Here is a 16,561-nt window from a genome sequence, read left to right on the forward strand (position 1 = left end):
TGTCTTGCTGCACCCGGGGGGTCAGCGCATCACCACCGTCTGGACCTTCAGCGCCTGTGCGACTTCGCGGGCGCGGGCCGGGCTGACGAACGGGCCGAGGCGGACCCGGTACAGGCCGTCACGGTCCACGATCTCCAGATCGCCTTCCTGGTTCTCGTCATTGATCATCGCCTGCAGCCGGGTACGCTGCGCTTCGGCATTGGCCTGGCTGCCGAAGGCACCCAGTTGCAGCCAGATACCGGCCGAGTCCATCGACTTGCGGGTCGTGGTGGCGACGGTATCGTTGGCGATGGTCGCCGGACGCGACACCGGCATCAGCGCCGAGGCGAACGGACGGGCATCAGCCGGCTTCGGCAGATCGTTGGCGGCCAGGCGGGTCGTGCTGTTCACCCGGTCGTCCGGCCATACGCGTTCGACGCTGACACTGGCGCTGCCGGTGTCGACGTAGCCGAGCTTGTAGGCGGCCGCATATGACAGGTCGATCAGGCGTCCCTTGTGGAACGGGCCGCGATCATTGATCCGCACCACAACGGTCTTGCCGTTGCGCTTGTTGGTGACGCGGACAAAGCTGGGAATGGGCAGGGTCGGATGCGCGCCGGTCATGGCGAACATGTCGTAGGCTTCACCGGACGAGGTCCGCTTGCCGTGGAACTTCTTGCCGTACCACGAGGCGGTGCCGCTGGCCTGGTACGGTTTGTTGCTGGTGTCCGGTGTGTAGTTGACGCCGAGGGCGGCGTACGGACGGTTGGCCCAGCGATGGTTGGGTTCATCCACCGGAATGGCGTCGGGGATGCTGTCGAGGTTGGCCGGGACCAGGTCGCCGGGACCGTCGTCTAGGTAGTAACCGCCGCCCTTCTTGGCGGGGATGAACTTCTTGCCGGCGTACTTGCCGGCGGAAGCGGTCTTGTTGTTCGGTGCCGACGATGTAGAACAGCCGGCAAATATCAGCGTGCTCAGCAGCGCGAGCCACAGCCATCGTAAAGGCTTCATCGGCACTTTCCTTATGCTGTTGCGCGGGGTGCGCAAGGTTGATGGGAACGGGATGTCGCTAATGCTCTTTCTGTAACCCGAGGACATGAATGGCTTGATAGGCGAGGCCAGCGGCCCGCCACAAGCGTTACTGGACGAACGGCAGGCAAAATGCTGCACTGCAACCCGTCATTGACCCGCCGCCCGCGTCGGGCGGGGACGTGTCAGGCGGCGCCGGAAAATCCGTGCTGCCGCCAGGCTTCGAACACCGTCACCGCGACGGCGTTTGATAGGTTCAGGCTGCGTTGCCCTGCCCGCATGGGCAGTCGCAAGCACCTGTCTTCGGCAAATCCCGCCAGCACCGGATCGGGCAAGCCGCGGGATTCCGGACCAAACACGAACACGTCATCGGCCTCGAGCGCAACGGCATCGGGGCGACGGTTCGCCCTGGTGGTCATGGCAAACATGCGGCGACCGGACAGCGCCTGTCGGCAGGCGTCCCAGTCGCGGTGAACGGTCATTGTCGCGTACTCGTGGTAGTCGAGCCCGGCGCGACGCATGCGGGCATCGTCCAGCGGAAAGCCCAGTGGCTCGACCAGATGCAGCTCGCAACCGGTGTTGGCACAGAGGCGGATGACGTTGCCGGTATTCGGTGGAATTTCCGGCTCAAAGAGGACGACGGCGAACATGTGGAAAAGATTGTGCAAGCGCATCAAGGGCTTGGTCAAGCCAGCCCCCCTGCCGGCACGGCAAAAACGGGGCGCGCGAGGGTCACGGCCGGGTCGTCGGCAATGGATTTTCACCGTTGGCGCCGATTTGGTGGTAGGCGGTTTCCGCAGCGGCCTCGCTGGCGCCCGGCGTGCGCGCCAGCACCCAGCCGTCGACACGGGCGGCACCGGCGCGCAACAAGGCGCGGGTTGCCGCCGACAGGGTCGCACCGCTGGTGACGACGTCGTCGAACAGGGCGAGGACGAGTCCGTCCAGCCGGCCGTTGACGGCGAAGGCTCCGCGAGGATTCCGCCGTCTCGCGGCCAGTGTCAGCCCGGCCTGGGCCGAAGTGTCTCTGATCCGCAACAGTTGCCGGTCGATGACGGGAATCTGCAGCCGGCGGGCAAGCGGACGGACCATTTCCTGGCTCTGGTTGAAGCCTCTTTGCGCCTGTCGGGCCGGGTGCAGGGGCATGGGGATCACCGCATCGACCGGGGCGACCCGTCCGGACAGGCCCTGTACCGCCAGTTCGGCCAGTGCGGCCACGCTGGCAAGGTCATGACCGTATTTGCAGCGGTACAGCAAGGCGTCGAGCGGGAACGCCAGCGTCCAGCCGGCCGTCAGCCGGGCAAAGGCCGGGGGATGGCGCAGGCAGCGCGGGCATGGCAAGGCCGCGGGCGACGGGGCGGCGCAGTGCGGGCAGGCCGGAGACGGCGGCCGCAGCAGCGCGTTCAGGCAGGGGGCGCAGACCGGATTGCGGGCGCTGGCAGCACAAAAGATGCAAATCTGTTCAAAATTTACACAGTTGTTCAGAAAATGGCGCAGCCAGTTTGACAGCGTGATGTGCTTCATCGACGATGACCCCCATTCCGTCAGACAACGACACGAGCAAGTATCCGCCATGAACACACCGTCCCGTCCGCTGGAATTCCAGCAGCCCGCCACGCCGCATCCCCAACTTGAATACTGGAGTGTGTGCAAGGTCGAGGCCCTGTTCGAAACGCCATTCCTCGACCTGGTCCATCGCGCCGCAGAAGTGCACCGTCGCCTGTTCGATCCGCGCGCGATCCAGCTGTCGACCCTGCTGTCGATCAAGACCGGCGGCTGCCCGGAAGACTGCGGCTACTGTCCGCAGTCGGCCCGTTTCGATACCGGTGTGCAGAGCCAGAAGCTGCTGGATGTCGAAGAAGTGCTGGAAAAGGCCCGGCTGGCCAAGGCGCGCGGCGCCAGCCGTTTCTGCATGGGGGCGGCCTGGCGCGGCCCGAAACAGAAGGATGTGGACAAGGTCAGCGAAATCATCAGCGCGGTCAAATCGCTCGGCATGGAAACCTGTGGCACCTTCGGTCTGCTGAAGCCGGGCATGGCCGAACAGCTGAAGGAATCGGGCCTCGACTACTACAACCACAACCTTGATACCTCGCCCGAACACTACGAAGACATCATTCATACCCGCGGCTTCGACGACCGCATGGATACGCTGGGCAAGGTGCGGGGAGCGGGGCTCAAGGTCTGCTGCGGCGGCATCGTCGGCCTGAACGAAACGCGCAAGGAACGCGCCGGCCTGATCGCCAGTCTGGCCAACCTCGATCCGCAGCCGGAGTCGGTGCCGATCAACCAGCTGGTCAAGGTCGAGGGTACGCCGCTGGCCGATGCCGAAGAACTGGACTGGACCGAATTCGTGCGCACCATCGCCGTGGCGCGCATCACCATGCCGACCAGCTTCGTGCGCCTGTCGGCTGGCCGCCAGCAGATGCCGGAAGCGATGCAGGCCATGTGCTTCATGGCCGGGGCCAATTCCATCTTCTATGGTGACAAGCTGCTGACCACCGGCAACCCGGAAGCCGACCACGACGCCGAACTGATGGCCAAGCTGGACCTGTACCCGTACCAGCAGCCGGAAGCTGGCTGCTGACGTGCCGCGTCCTGCCGAACTGGCCGACCGCCTGGCCGACCTCGACGCGCGTTACCGCCGTCGCCGGCGTCCCCGGGTCGACAGCCCGCAGGGGCCGCATATCGTGGTGGATGGCCGAACGTACCTGACGTTCGCCAGCAACGACTATCTGGGCCTGGCCAGTGACGCGCGATTGATCGACGCACTGGCCGACGGGGCGCGCCGCTTTGGCGCCGGCAGCGGATCATCCCATCTGCTGACCGGACACCTGGCGGCGCATGACCGGTTCGAGCGGCACTTTGCCGATTTTGTCGGCCGCGAGGCTGCCCTGCTGTTCTCAAGCGGCTATCAGGCCAATACCGGTGTGGTCGGTGCGCTGGTCGGGCGCGGCGACACGGTGTTTTCCGACCGGCTCGCCCATGCGTCACTGATCGACGGCTGCCGTCTGTCCGGCGCCGAACACGTGCGTTTTCGCCACAATGACCTCGACGGGCTGGAAAGCCGGCTGGCGGCCCATCCCGGCGGCGCGCGGCTGATCGCCGTCGATGCCGTCTACAGCATGGATGGCGATCTGGCGCCGCTGGCCGACCTGCTTGCGCTGGCCGAGCGCTACGATGCGTGGCTGTATGTCGACGATGCACACGGCTTCGGCGTACTCGGTGACGGTGGTCGCGGCAGCCTGGCTGCCGCGGGGCTGGACAGTCCGAATCTGGTGCAACTGGCCACCTTCGGCAAGGCGGCCGGTCTGGCCGGGGCGGCCGTGGCGGGCACGGCCACGGTGATCGACTGGCTGGTCAACAGTGCGCGCACGGCAATTTTCACCACGGCCTGTCCGCCATCGCTGGCCCACGCGCTGACGGTGATGCTCGATGTGGTCGGTCAGGCCGATGAACGCCGTGCCGACCTTGAGGCGCGCATCGTGCAGCTGCGAGAGGGTGCCGCTGCCCGCGGCCTGGCGCTGCTGCCGTCCCGCACCGCGATCCAGCCATTTCCGTGCGGCGACGACGCCGCGGCACTGGCTGCGGCCGCACGGCTGCGGGAACGCGGCATCTGGGTGCCGGCGATCCGCCCGCCGACGGTGCCGGTGGGCAGCGCACGCTTGCGGGTGTCGCTATCCGCCGCACACAGCGCGGCCGATGTCGAGGCGTTGCTGGACGGCTTGAGCTGATCACTGCGAGGGAGAGCGCCGGCGCGGCGCTCTCCACTTCGTCTTATCTGGGCTCAGCGTGGCGTCAGGTCGTCACCAAGGTCGGGCATTTCGTCCGGCCACGGCGTGTCCGGCTCGGGTTCCGGTTCCATGGCGGATGGCGGCATCACTTCCTCGTCGAAGCTCAGGTCCGGCAACTCGAAGGCCGGCGCCGGCGAAGCGGCCGGTGCGGGAACCGGCTCCTGTTCCTGTTCTGCTCCCGCCGCCGGTTCCTCTGGCAGCGACAGTGACGGGGGCGCCTTCGGCGTCAGTTCGACCAGTACCTCGACCAGATCTTCGGCGCCTTCGACCGGTTCGCCACGCTGCACGCTGCCAATCATGTCGACCAGCACGGCAATGATGTCGGCGCCGATTTCCAGTACCGGTTCCGGGTGGAAGCGGCTGGCATCGAGGGCGGCGGCGAAGGCGGCAGCCAGCGAGCCCAGTGCGGTTTCGCCGGCCGCTTCGGCCTCGGCGGCCAGTGCCTGGGCGGCCTGGACCATGTCGTTGTCGATGCCGCCGCCGGCAGAGGCGCGCGAGCGGCCATGGATCAGTTCGGTCAGGTGCGCCTGAGCGGCGACGCCCAGCGCGGCGCGCTCGATGGCCGCGTTGCTCGGTACGTCGGCATCGGTGGGCGCTGCATACAGGTGTGGCACCTCGGCAAGCGAAATCGAGGCTGGAGCGGGAGGTGGCGCCGGAACCGGGTCGGCCGGCGTGGCCGACAGCGATTGCATGTCGGCAGCCAGCTGCTGCAGCTCGCCTTCCGGCAACGGGGTTCCGGCCTGTGGCATCTCGGTCAGCGCGCGCTGATGCGCTTCCAGCGCCTCGATATCGTCCTCCCCCAGTTTCGGCCAGCGCTTCAGACAGTCAGTCAGGTTGTCGAGCGCTTCGGCAACCCGTTCGCCCTCGTCGGCCGCGGGGCCGCAGACCGGCAACTCATCGGCATGCGTCAGCAGCGCGCTGGCCAGCCTGGCCAGCGCCGGGGTGCCGAGGGACGGCAATCCGTCATTCAGGGTGACCAGCGCGTCGCGGAACAGATTGAAGTGCGAGGTGCTGCCATTGGCGATCCGCTGCCAGTTCGACTGCAAGGCGGCGGCCAGTGCGGCGAAGACGGCGGCCTGCGGGTGAGGCTCGATCGACAGCGCCTGGCGCGGTGCGGCAAACGGGGCGCTGGCGATCAGCGGCAGCTCCGGCAGCGGGGCGGGTACAGGTCGCGGCGACTCGGGGATACCGGTTTCCGGCGCGGCGTCGGCGGCCGGGCATTCATCGCCGATCGACAGTTCGGGGATATCGGTGGCTGGCAGTGCATCGCCGATGGACAGTTCGGGGATGGCTGCTGTCGGCGCGTCATCGGTGGGCGGGAGTGCGTCACCGATCGTCAGTTCCGGGATACCGGTTTCCGGCGCGGTGTCGGCGGCCGGGAGTGCATCGCCGACGGACAGTTCGGGAATGTCGGCTGCTGGCGCGGCGCTGGCGGCCGGGAGTGCATCGCCGATGGACAGTTCAGGAATATCGGCGGTCGGCGCAGCGTCGGCGGCCGGGAGTGCATCGCCGATGGACAGTTCGGGAATATCGGCTGCCGGCGCAGCGTCGGTGGGCGGGAGTGCGTCACCGATCGTCAGTTCCGGGATACCGGTTTCCGGCGCGGTGTCGGCGGTCGGGAGTGCATCGCCGATGGACAGCTCGGGAATGTCGGCTGCCGGCGCAGCGTCGGTGGCCGGGAGTGCATCGCCGATGGACAGCTCGGGAATATCGGCTGCCGGCGCAGCGTTGGTGGCCGGGAGTGCATCGCCGATGGACAGCTCGGGAATGTCGGCTGCCGGCGCAGCGTCGGTGGCCGGGAGTGCATCGCCGATGGACAGCTCGGGGATATCGGCGGTCGGCGCGGCATCGGTGGCTGGCAGTGCGTCGCCAATGGACAGTTCGGGGATGGCCGCTGCCGGCTCGTTGATCGGCAATAGCGGGGGAACTTCCATCCGGGTCGGCAGCGCATAGCTGCTGGACGGTGCAACCCAGCGCACCGACTCGAGCCGCTCATGAACCGGCGCGTCTGTCCCTGCATCCGGAACGGCCCAGTCCAGGGACAGGTCGGGGATATCGGCATCGGGCTGTGGAGGAGCGATATCGTCGATGGTCGGGATGGCATCGACCGGGTCCAGCGTCGGGATGGCCGACACCCCGGATGGTGGCGGTATCGCGTCGTCGACAGTCGGGATGGTATCGACCGGGTCCAGCGTCGGGATGGCCGGCCCCCCGGATGGTGGCGGTATCGCGTCGTCGACAGTCGGGATGGCATCGACCGGGTTCAGCGTCGGGATGGCCGGTGCGGCCGGCGCCGGTGCATTCAGGTGGCGGCGCAGGGCCGCGGCCGTTTCGCCACCGCCGGTTACGCTGATGCGCTGCCATAGCGACAGGGCCAGCGCCTCGGGCAGGGTAAAAGTCTGCGTCGCCAGGCTGCGCACCTGCTGCGACAGGGCATTGAGAATTTCGCGCGTGGCCGGCGACCGGTCCTTGCACGATTCCAGCGCGCCTTCGGCCAGCCAGCAGAATTGTCTGGCGACCGGATCGCGCTGCAGGCTACCGAGCACGGCCAGTGTTTCGCGCATCAGATCCATTGCCTGCTGGTGGCCGGTTCGTCCCCACAGCAGCAGGCCGCGTTCGAACTGGTGCTGCTGATCGGCCGCCAGCTGCGCGCGCGATTCGGGCGGCACGTCGAGCGCGATCAGGAAGCGGGGGGCGGGGCGGGACAGGCGTTCGGCTAGCTCGGCGGCATTCATAGGAGGCAGGGTCGTTGCGGCGGCAGTGATGTCGTCGGTCAATTGATCGGTCAATGACAGGGGATATTAAACGAGGTTGCCGACAAACCCTACCGGTGTGCTACCGACGGCTGACTTTGTGGCCGGTTCCGGCATGAGTGGCAAGACGATATTCAGCTTCACAGCGTATGCTTGCCGGATTTTTCCGAAGCCATGCGCCTGCCCGTCAGGTGCGTGGTCGACCCCTGATTTTCACCGGCTCGATATCCTGCCCATGCCCCGTTTGCTGCCTGTCCTGTTGACACTCCTGATTGCCGCCTGCTCCGGTGGTGCCAGGGATGACGGTCCGAAGGGGCCGCCACCGGTGTCGGTTTCGCTGGAAACCGCCCGTATCACGCCGATCGAGCAGCGCGCCCGTGCGCTGGCCGTGGTCGAGGCGATCAATGCGCCCGACGTGGTGGCCGAGGTCGACGGCCGGGTGATTGCCGTGCTGGCCGACGTCGGTCAGTCGGTACATGCCGGTCAGCCGCTGGCGCGGCTGGATTCGGCCGATGCTGCCAGCAAGCGGCTGGCGGCCGAAGCCGATGTCGCCCGGCTGGCCGCGCTGGCCGGGCAGGCGGAGAGCGAATGGCGTCGCGGCCGCGAACTGGCCGGACAGGGCTTCATTTCTGCATCGGCGGTGGACGACCTGGCCGCCAAGGCGCGTGCGGCGCGGGCGCAGCATGCTGCAGCCAGCGCCCAGGCCGCCCAGGCGCGTCGCGATGCCGCGCGGACCACGGTGCTGGCGCCGATCGCCGGTCGCATCGATGCCCGTCTGGTCGGCGTCGGCGACTACGCCACCGCCGGCAAGCCACTGTTTGTGCTCAGCGGCGAACAGGGCGGTCTGCGGCTGCGGCTGGGACTGACCGGGCGCGATCCGCAGGCCATCCGGCCGGGACTGACGGTGCGGGTGTATCGCGACAATGCCGGTCCGCTGGACGTGCAGGTCAGCGATGTGCGCCCGGCAGTCGACAGCAACAGCGGCGCAATCATCGCGCTGGCCGCCCTGCCGGCCGGCAGTGGCCTGACCGCCGGCCAGGCATTGCCGGCAGATCTGGTGCTGGCCCGCCGCGACGCCCTGTCGGTGCCGCAGATTTCGGTGGTCGACCGGCCGGCCGGTCGCGTGGTCTATGTGGCGGCCGGCAGCAAGGTCTCTGCCCATCCGGTCAAAACCGGGATCGAACAGGACGGTCGCATCGAAATTCTCGACGGGCTGAAGGCCGGCGACCGTGTCGTCGCCGATGGCGCCGGTTTCCTGACCGACGGCGCGGCGATCCGCGACAAGTCGGCACGGCCGGAGGCGGCCAGATGAGCGGCGCACGGCGGAGCCCACGATGAAGATTGCCGAACTGTCCATACGCCGCCACGTGCTGGCGTTCATGATGTCGGCCGTGCTGATCCTGTTCGGCGTGGTCGCCTTCGAGCGCATCGGCATCGACCGTTATCCGAATATCGACCAGCCGGTAATCTCGGTCTCGACCCGGCTCGACGGCGCCACGCCGGAAGTGATCGACCAGTCGGTCACCCAGGCGATCGAAAGCGCGGTCAACAGCGTGCCCGGCGTCGACCTGATCGAGTCGACCTCGCAGGCCGGTCGCTCGTCGGTGAAGATCACTTTCAATCTGGACAAGAACGTCGACGTGGCCTTCAACGAGGTCCAGGTCAAGGTCAGCCAGGCACAGCGCCAGCTGCCCGATGCGGCTGACGCGCCGGTGGTGTCGAAGACCGACGCCAATGCCAGCCCGATCATCTGGCTTGGCCTGACCGGCGACCGTACTGCCAAGCAGCTGTACGCGTATGCGGACACGGTCATCAAGAAGCGGCTGGAGACCATCGACGGCGTCGGCGAGGTCATCATCCGCGGACGGGGCGAGCGGGTGATCCGCGTCGACCTCGATCCGGTCAAGCTGGCCGGCTTCGGCCTGTCGCCGATGGATGTGGACGCGGCCGTTTCGCGTGAGCACCGCCAGGCGCCGGGCGGCACGCTGAAGGAAGGCGACCGCGAATACCAGGTCAACCTGAACCTCGAATACACCACCATCGACGAATTGCGCGAACTGGTGGTCGGCTACCGCGGCGCTGCCGCCATCCGGCTGGCCGATGTCGCCGTGGTGGCCGATGGCGAGGGGGACGTGCGCAGCATCACCCGCTTCAACGGCCAGCCGGGGGTGAATATCGGCATCATCCGCGTGACCAACAGCAATATGGTGGCGGTGGCCGATGGCGTGCTGGACAAGGTCGAAAAGGAAATCGTGCCGGCGCTGCCGCCGGGGGTGAAGCTGACCGTGGCGTCGAACGATTCCAGCTTCGTGGTTGAAATGGTCAATGCGCTGGAAGACCACCTGTTCGAGGGCACCCTGCTGGCTGCGCTGGTGGTATGGCTGTTCCTGCGCAATCTGCGTTCGACCCTGATTGTCGCGCTGGCGATTCCGGTGTCGCTGCTGGGCGCGGTCGCGCTGATGTACTTCCTTGGCTACACCTTCAACACCATTACCCTGCTCGGCCTGCTGCTGCTGATCGGCGTGGTGGTCGACGACGCCATTGTGGTGATCGAGAACATCTGGCGGCTGCGCGAGGAAGGCGAGACCGACAGTTTCCGTGCCGCGGCGGAAGGCAGTCAGCAGGTGGTGTTCGCGGTGATTGCCGCCACCTTCAGCCTGGTGGCGATCTTCGCGCCGGTGGTGTTCCTGTCCGGGCTGATCGGCCGGCTGTTCAATTCCTTTGCCGTCGTGGTCGTCGCCGGGGTGATGGTGTCGCTGTTCGTGTCGGTGACGCTGACGCCGATGCTGGCCAGCCGGATGCTGAAGACCATGCCGCATCATGGCCCGCTGTACCGCCGGCTGGAAGCGGCGTTCCAGCGCCTCGAGGACGGCTACCGCGGCATGCTGCGCTGGACGCTGTCCCATCGCGGGCTGGTGCTGGCGGTGGCTGGCGCCAGCGTGGCCGCCAGCGCGCTGATTTTCATGGTAATGAAGACCGAATTCCTGCCGGAAGAGGACGAAGGCCGCTTCCTGGTCAGCATGAAGACGCCGATCGGGGCGTCAATCGACTACACCGACCGCAAGACGGCCGAGCTGGAGAAGATCATCCGCGCCCAGCCCGAAATCGGCAGTTTTCTGTCCATCATCGGCGGCTTTGGCGGCGGGCAGGTCAACCAGACCACCTTCGTCGTGCGCCTGAAACCCAAGGCCGAACGCCAGCGCTCGCAAAGCGAGCTGATGGCGGCGATGCGCAAGGCGTTTACCCAGGTGCCCGGCGTGCGGCCGTCGGTCTTCCCGTTTCCGCGCATCGGTGAAAGCCGGGGCGGCAAGCTGCAGTTTTCCGTGGTGGGGCCGGCGCTGGATGTCGTCAGCCAGTCTGCCGATGCCCTGGCCACCCGGCTGGGCGCCGACAGCCGCATTGGCCGGCTGGACAGCGACGTCGACCTCGACCAGCCGCAGCTGAAGCTGGATATCGACCGCGCCGCTGCCGCCCGGCTGGGCCTGTCGACCCAGTCGATCAGCGATGCGGTCAATCTGCTGACGGCCGGCACCACGCCGGCACGCTTCTCCGACAGTGGCGAGCGCTACGATATCCAGGTGCGGGCGCTGGAATCATCGCTGGACCGGCCCGATACCCTCGGCGCGGTGTTCCTGCGCGGGCAGGACGGCAAGCTGGTGCGGCTGGACAGCGTCGCGCGCATCCGCCATACGCTGGGCCCGACCCAGATCCAGCGCCAGGATCTGCAATATGCGGTCCAGTTGAAGGGCTCGCCGACCGTGGCGCTGGCCGATGCGGTCAAGCTGGTCGATGCCGCTGCCAGGGCACTGCCGCCCGGTTACCGGGTCGAGTATCTCGGCGAGGCGCGCGAGCTGTCGCGCACTGCCGGTCAGCTGGCGTTTACCTTCGGCTTTGCCAGCCTGCTGCTGTACATGATCCTGGCCAGCCAGTTCAACTCCTTCCTGCAGCCGGCGCTGGTGATGCTGGCCGAACCGCTGGCCGTGGTGGGCGGGCTGCTGTTGCTGTGGATTACCGGGCATACGCTGAACGTGTACTCGGTGATCGGTCTGATCCTGCTGATCGGGCTGGTGGCGAAGAACGCCATTTTGCTGATCGACGTGACCAATCAGCAGCGTGCGGCCGGGCTGGCGGTGGACGAGGCCCTGCTGAAAAGCTGCCCGATGCGCCTGCGGCCGGTGCTGATGACCTCGCTGACCGTGATTCTGGCCATGCTGCCGGCCGCGCTCGGTTTTGGCGCTGGCGCCGAGACCAACGGGCCGCTGGCGGTGGCGGTGATCGGCGGCATGATCAGCTCGACGCTGCTGACCCTGTCGGTGATCCCGGCTGCCTATTCACTAGTTGAACAGTGGCATGCCCACCGCCTGCGCGACCGGAGCGGCAACAAGGCATGACGCGGGACGGGTCGCCGCGCGTATCATGCAGCGATGAACCCAGACCTCGTGCCTCCTTTCGCCGGGCTGACGCCCGATTGCCTGCTGACCGCGCTGGAAAGCGTCGGTCTGCAGGTCGACGGCAGCCTGCTGGCGCTTAACAGCTTTGAAAACCGCGTCTACCAGGTCGGTATCGACGACGGCGCACCGCTGATCGCCAAGTTCTACCGTCCCGGACGCTGGAGCGATGCGCAGATTCTGGAGGAGCACGCCTTCGTTGCCGAACTGGCCGAACGCGAGATCCCGGTGGTGCCGGCGCTGCAGATCGGCGGTGCCACGCTGCACCAGCATGACGGCTACCGCTTCTCGGTATTCCCCCGCCGGGGCGGGCGGGCGCCGGAGCTGGACCGGCCGGAAGTCCTGTCCTGGCTGGGGCGGTTTCTCGGTCGCATCCACGCCCAGGGCGCGGTGCGCGATTTCGGGCAGCGGCCGACCATCGATATCGTCAGCTTTGGCGAGACGCCGCTGGCCTGGCTGAAGGAACACCAGGTCATCTCGGGCGATCTGCACGATGCCTATCTCACGGTGGCGGCACAGGCGCTGGACGGCGTGCGCCGGGGCTTCGACCGCGCCGGCGATGTGGGCCGGCTGCGGCTGCATGGCGACTGCCACGCCAGCAACGTGCTGTGGACCGATGCCGGCCCGCACTTCGTCGACTTCGACGACAGCCGCATGGGCCCGGCGGTACAGGACCTGTGGATGCTGCTGTCCGGCGAACGTGACGAGCAGCGGCGGCAGCTGACCGACCTGCTGGTCGGTTACGAGGATTTCTGTGATTTCGACAGCCGCGAACTGCACCTGATCGAACCGCTGCGTACCTTGCGCCTGATCCACTACAGCGCCTGGCTGGCGCAGCGCTGGCACGATCCGGCCTTCCCGGCCGCCTTCCCGTGGTTTGCGTCGCCGCGCTACTGGGAAGAGCGCATCCATGAGCTGCGCGACCAGATCGACGCGATGAGTGCGTCGCCGCTGTGGCAGGGGTGACGACAGCCACGCGGGATGGGCACTGGCGGTGACGGTGGCGTCGGTCCGTTCCTCATAGAGTCGTCAGTCAACGACCTGTATCATGCGCCCATGTCGCTATTCTAGGGCCGGTCCGCGGCTTGCCCGGCGTCCGGCTCCCTATTCCAGAAAGTTTTCATGTCCGCTCCCATTACCGAACTGCTGCAGCGTGCAGCGGATCAGCGATCCGACCTGATCGCGCAGCTGCACGCGCAGGATACCAATGCCTATCGTCTGTTCCATGGCAGTGCCGAGGGCCGTCCCGGTCTGTCGGTCGACCGCTATGGCGACCTGCTGTTGCTGCAAACCTTCCACCATCCGCTGGAAGCCGACGAGCATCAGGCCATTCTCGAGTTCTACCAGACCGCCCAGCCCGGCCTGACAGCGGTCTACAACGATCGCAGCGGCGCCAATTCGCGCGTCGGCAACCGGCTGGACCCGGAAGCGCAGGCGGTGGCGGAGCAGCCGCGCCTCGCGCGTGAACTCGGCATCAGCTATCAGATCCAGGCGCGGCATGCCGGTCAGGATCCGTGGCTGTTCCTCGACCTGCGTGCCGGCCGGCGCCGGGTGATGGAGCTGGCCGAAGGCAAATCGGTGCTGAACCTGTTTGCCTATACCTGCGGTGTCGGCATTGCCGCCGCCAGGGCCGGGGCGGCATTTGTCATGAACGTCGATTTTGCCGAATCCAGCCTGGCGATCGGCCGCGCCAACGCCAAGCTGAATGACCTGCCGCACCGTCCGCGTTTCGTGCAGAGCGACGTGTTCGCCGCCGTGCGCCAGCTGTCCGGCATCGGCCAGCCGGAACGGGTGCGCGGCAAGCGCATGCCGCCGTTCCCGACGCTGGAACCGCGCCAGTTCGATCTGGTGTTTCTTGATCCGCCGCGCTATGCAAAGAGCCCGTTCGGCGTGGTCGACCTGGTCAATGACTATGCGGCGCTGTTCAAGCCGGCACTGCTGACCACCGCCCCGGGCGGCACGCTGATCTGCTGCAACAATGTGGCCCAGGTCGATCGCGACACCTGGCTGGCGCAACTGACGCGCAGCGCGGCCAAGGCCGGCCGTCCGGTCCATGATGTCGAGTGGATCGTGCCGGAGGCCGATTTCCCGAGCTACGACGGTCAGGCACCGCTGAAGATGGCGCTGCTGCACGTCTGAAGACTGCTCCGTAGATGGGCACCGACGGTCTCCGTGGCGTCGGTGCACGCCTGACTGACAGGCGTCTGCCGTGGACACGGCAGTCTGCCTGTTTGAATCCTGCCTCTCCCGTCCCCGCCGTCGCGGGGAAACCTCGCTTCGCTCGTCCGTTCGCTGTGGACGGGCAGTCTGACGCCGCAGGCCATTCTGGCTGCGGCGTTTTTCATGGCTGGCTGTGAGCGGATTAAGGCGGGATTAAATAAATGCAATAGTAGTTCAGAATTTTTGAACAATGTGTTCGATCATTTGCGCTATCTGTTTCGGTTGCTGATAACTATTATTCAGCCATGGACTGAACACCGCAGTAAAACAAGCCGCGCAGTTCAAATGGATTGTGAGAGCAATCACATCGACATACAGAATTCAATATTGAGGCATCATCATGAAAAAAATCATTCTTCCGCTGATTTCCCTGAGTCTGCTGGCCGGCGCTGCTTTTGCTGGCGGTGAAGGCATGAATAATCTGCAACGCATGCGCATGGAGAAGGAACAGGCTACCCAGGCAGCGCCGGCCAAATCGGCAGAACAGATTCAGGCTGCCAATGATTATGCGGAAAAAGTGATCAAGGCGAATCCGCACGATTATCAACGTCATTGATTTACCCGGTTTAATTAAAAAAAGCCACTGTATTAACAGTGGCTTTTTCTGTTTCCGAATCTCGCCGGAAAATCCGGCGGCGGGGTCTGGCTGGCTAGGTGTTCGCCACTTTTTCCGGCTCAAAATAGTCCACAAGGTTCTTGAGTTCGCCGGCGGTGCGCTTGAGCTCCTCCGAGGCCAGCCAGGCACGCTGCGCCTCGCCCCGGTTCTCGACGATCAGTTCGGCCACCTGGCGCATGGCGCCGGCCACCTCGTCGGCGCCAAAGGCCGCCAGGCGGGTTGCCGTGGCCAGCTCGCGGGTTTCGCCCACCAGCGTCTGACCGATGCCACTGGCGTCGAATTCGCCGGCCAGATTCAGCAGTCGCTCGGCCCGTTCGCTGAGGTCGCTGGTCTCCGCCACCGCGTCGTCCAGCGAGCGGACTGCCGAATAGACGCGGTCATGCTGCTCTTCCGAGTGCTCGGTGACCTCGTACAGCGCAATGTTCAATGTGGCGCAGTGCTGGTGGATGCGCCGGGCGGCCAGGGCAATCTCGTCGATCATCACCTTCAGGTGCAGCTGCATCACGGCCGCGGCATGGTTCAACTGGCCGCTCTCCCCGGTGCCGGACAGGTCGATCTCGCCCTGCAGGTCGCCCTGGGCAATGCGGTTCAGCCGGCGGATGGACGCATTGAGCGGGTCGACGATGCCGCGGATGAACATATGGCCGACCAGCGCGACCACCGCCAGCCCGAACAGGATGCCGCCGATGGCAAAATTGCGGATGCGGTTGTTGCGCGCCAGCGTGTCCTCGTATTCCTGCCGGGCCGCGGTGATCAGCGAATTGCGCAGGTCCACGGCCGCCGTGGTGGCCGCCTGCTCCAGCGGCAGCACGCGCTGGCTGACCAGCTGGTCGACCCGCTGCGGGTCGTCACGTGCCGCGGCCTGTTCCACCGGCAGCAGCCCGTCACTGGTGTAACGGTTCAGCGCTTCGGTCAGCAGGTACATCTGCCGGGTGACCTGATCGGCCGCGCCGGTCAGCTGGCCGAGCAGCGAGTTGATTTCGTCGCGGTTGGCGCGCAGCTTCGCCACCTGGCTGTCCAGCGCCGTGAGCTGGCTGTCCTGGCCGGCCTGGCTGCCTTCCTGCCGGGCCAGGCGGATTTCGAGCATGGTGGCGCGGCTTTCGCTGAGCCGGGTTTCGATCTTGCCGATGGTGGCCACCGGTTCCAGCTGCGCGTGGTACAGCCGGGAGAATGCATCGTCAGCCAGTTTGAGCCCGCCGATGCCCAGCGCACCGCCGGCCAGCATCAGGAAGGCCACGAACAGGCTGCCGGCGCGCATGCCATTGCGGATGCCGAGCCAGGCCGGCGGACGCGGGCGCCGCCGGACGGTGCCGGCCGCCATGTCGCGGTACAGCGCTTCCGCGGCTTCGATGGCGGCGGGCGTGGCGTGCTTGCGCACCGACATGTAACCGATGACCTGGTCGTGGCGCTTGACCGGCACGACGCAGGCGTCGACCCAGTAGTAGCCGCCGTCCTTGCAGCGGTTCTTGACGATGCCGCGCCATGGTTGACCGCGTTTCAGCGTGCTCCACATGTCCTCGAAAGCGGCCGGCGGCATGTCCGGGTGGCGGACGATGTTGTGGTTCTGGTGCAGCAGCTCGTCGAGCGGATAACCGCTGACCTCGACGAACGCGTCGTTGGCATAGGTGATGGCGCCCTTGAGGTCGGTCTTGGAAACCAGGGTTACGCCGGGAGGGATGTCGGTTTGCCGGGAGGTAACGGGCAGGTTCTGCTTCATGACTTGGGCTT

Annotated in this window: 12 protein-coding genes; 7 read left to right on the forward strand and 5 right to left on the reverse strand. The window is 66.5% G+C overall.

Translation table 11 applies throughout. From position 1 onward, the window contains the following. Positions 1-21: 21 nt before the first annotated feature. From ACYVG8_RS11500 to ACYVG8_RS11510, 3 genes are all read right to left on the reverse strand, one after another. Positions 22-990, reverse strand: coding sequence for a septal ring lytic transglycosylase RlpA family protein (locus ACYVG8_RS11500; protein ID WP_028498648.1), 969 nt, complete (start codon positions 988-990; stop codon positions 22-24). A gap of 203 nt (positions 991-1,193) precedes the next feature. Further along, positions 1,194-1,658 (reverse strand): tRNA (cytidine(34)-2'-O)-methyltransferase, encoded by a 465-nt coding sequence (locus ACYVG8_RS11505; RefSeq protein WP_107888941.1) that lies wholly within the window; start codon positions 1,656-1,658, stop codon positions 1,194-1,196. Between the two features lie 82 nt (positions 1,659-1,740). Then, positions 1,741-2,529, reverse strand: coding sequence for a ComF family protein (locus ACYVG8_RS11510; protein WP_107888940.1), 789 nt, complete (start codon positions 2,527-2,529; stop codon positions 1,741-1,743). A 49-nt stretch (positions 2,530-2,578) separates the two neighbouring features. On the opposite strand from ACYVG8_RS11510, the gene bioB reads away from it, so the two are divergent. Then, positions 2,579-3,589, forward strand: coding sequence for a biotin synthase BioB (gene bioB / locus ACYVG8_RS11515; protein ID WP_036385495.1), 1,011 nt, complete (start codon positions 2,579-2,581; stop codon positions 3,587-3,589). A gap of 1 nt (position 3,590) precedes the next feature. Further along, complete coding sequence (bioF, locus tag ACYVG8_RS11520) at positions 3,591-4,736, forward strand: 8-amino-7-oxononanoate synthase (protein ID WP_028498645.1); 1,146 nt, start codon at positions 3,591-3,593, stop codon at positions 4,734-4,736. Between the two features lie 53 nt (positions 4,737-4,789). Here bioF and ACYVG8_RS11525 read toward each other — a convergent pair whose 3' ends face one another. Next, positions 4,790-7,573 (reverse strand): hypothetical protein, encoded by a 2,784-nt coding sequence (locus tag ACYVG8_RS11525; protein WP_460745845.1) that lies wholly within the window; start codon positions 7,571-7,573, stop codon positions 4,790-4,792. 211 nt (positions 7,574-7,784) lie between these two features. Between ACYVG8_RS11525 and ACYVG8_RS11530 the strand changes: the two genes are divergently transcribed. The 5 genes from ACYVG8_RS11530 (at position 7,785) to ACYVG8_RS11550 (ending at position 14,773) form a co-directional block, all read left to right on the forward strand. Beyond that, positions 7,785-8,861: an efflux RND transporter periplasmic adaptor subunit gene (locus ACYVG8_RS11530; protein ID WP_460745847.1), complete on the forward strand. Its 1,077-nt coding sequence runs from the start codon at positions 7,785-7,787 to the stop codon at positions 8,859-8,861. Between the two features lie 22 nt (positions 8,862-8,883). Further along, positions 8,884-11,940 (forward strand): efflux RND transporter permease subunit, encoded by a 3,057-nt coding sequence (locus ACYVG8_RS11535; RefSeq protein ID WP_028498642.1) that lies wholly within the window; start codon positions 8,884-8,886, stop codon positions 11,938-11,940. Between the two features lie 33 nt (positions 11,941-11,973). Then, positions 11,974-12,963: a serine/threonine protein kinase gene (locus ACYVG8_RS11540; RefSeq protein ID WP_028498641.1), complete on the forward strand. Its 990-nt coding sequence runs from the start codon at positions 11,974-11,976 to the stop codon at positions 12,961-12,963. A gap of 156 nt (positions 12,964-13,119) precedes the next feature. Beyond that, on the forward strand, positions 13,120-14,136 hold the full coding sequence (locus ACYVG8_RS11545) for a class I SAM-dependent rRNA methyltransferase (RefSeq protein ID WP_028498640.1): 1,017 nt from the start codon (positions 13,120-13,122) through the stop codon (positions 14,134-14,136). Between the two features lie 421 nt (positions 14,137-14,557). Continuing rightward, the gene (locus tag ACYVG8_RS11550; RefSeq protein ID WP_028498639.1) at positions 14,558-14,773 is read left to right on the forward strand and encodes a hypothetical protein; all 216 of its coding nucleotides are present in this window, start codon (positions 14,558-14,560) and stop codon (positions 14,771-14,773) included. Between the two features lie 94 nt (positions 14,774-14,867). Here ACYVG8_RS11550 and ACYVG8_RS11555 read toward each other — a convergent pair whose 3' ends face one another. Further along, complete coding sequence (locus tag ACYVG8_RS11555) at positions 14,868-16,550, reverse strand: methyl-accepting chemotaxis protein (protein ID WP_028498638.1); 1,683 nt, start codon at positions 16,548-16,550, stop codon at positions 14,868-14,870. Positions 16,551-16,561 lie beyond the last annotated feature (11 nt).

The organism is Microvirgula curvata (assembly GCF_054781615.1).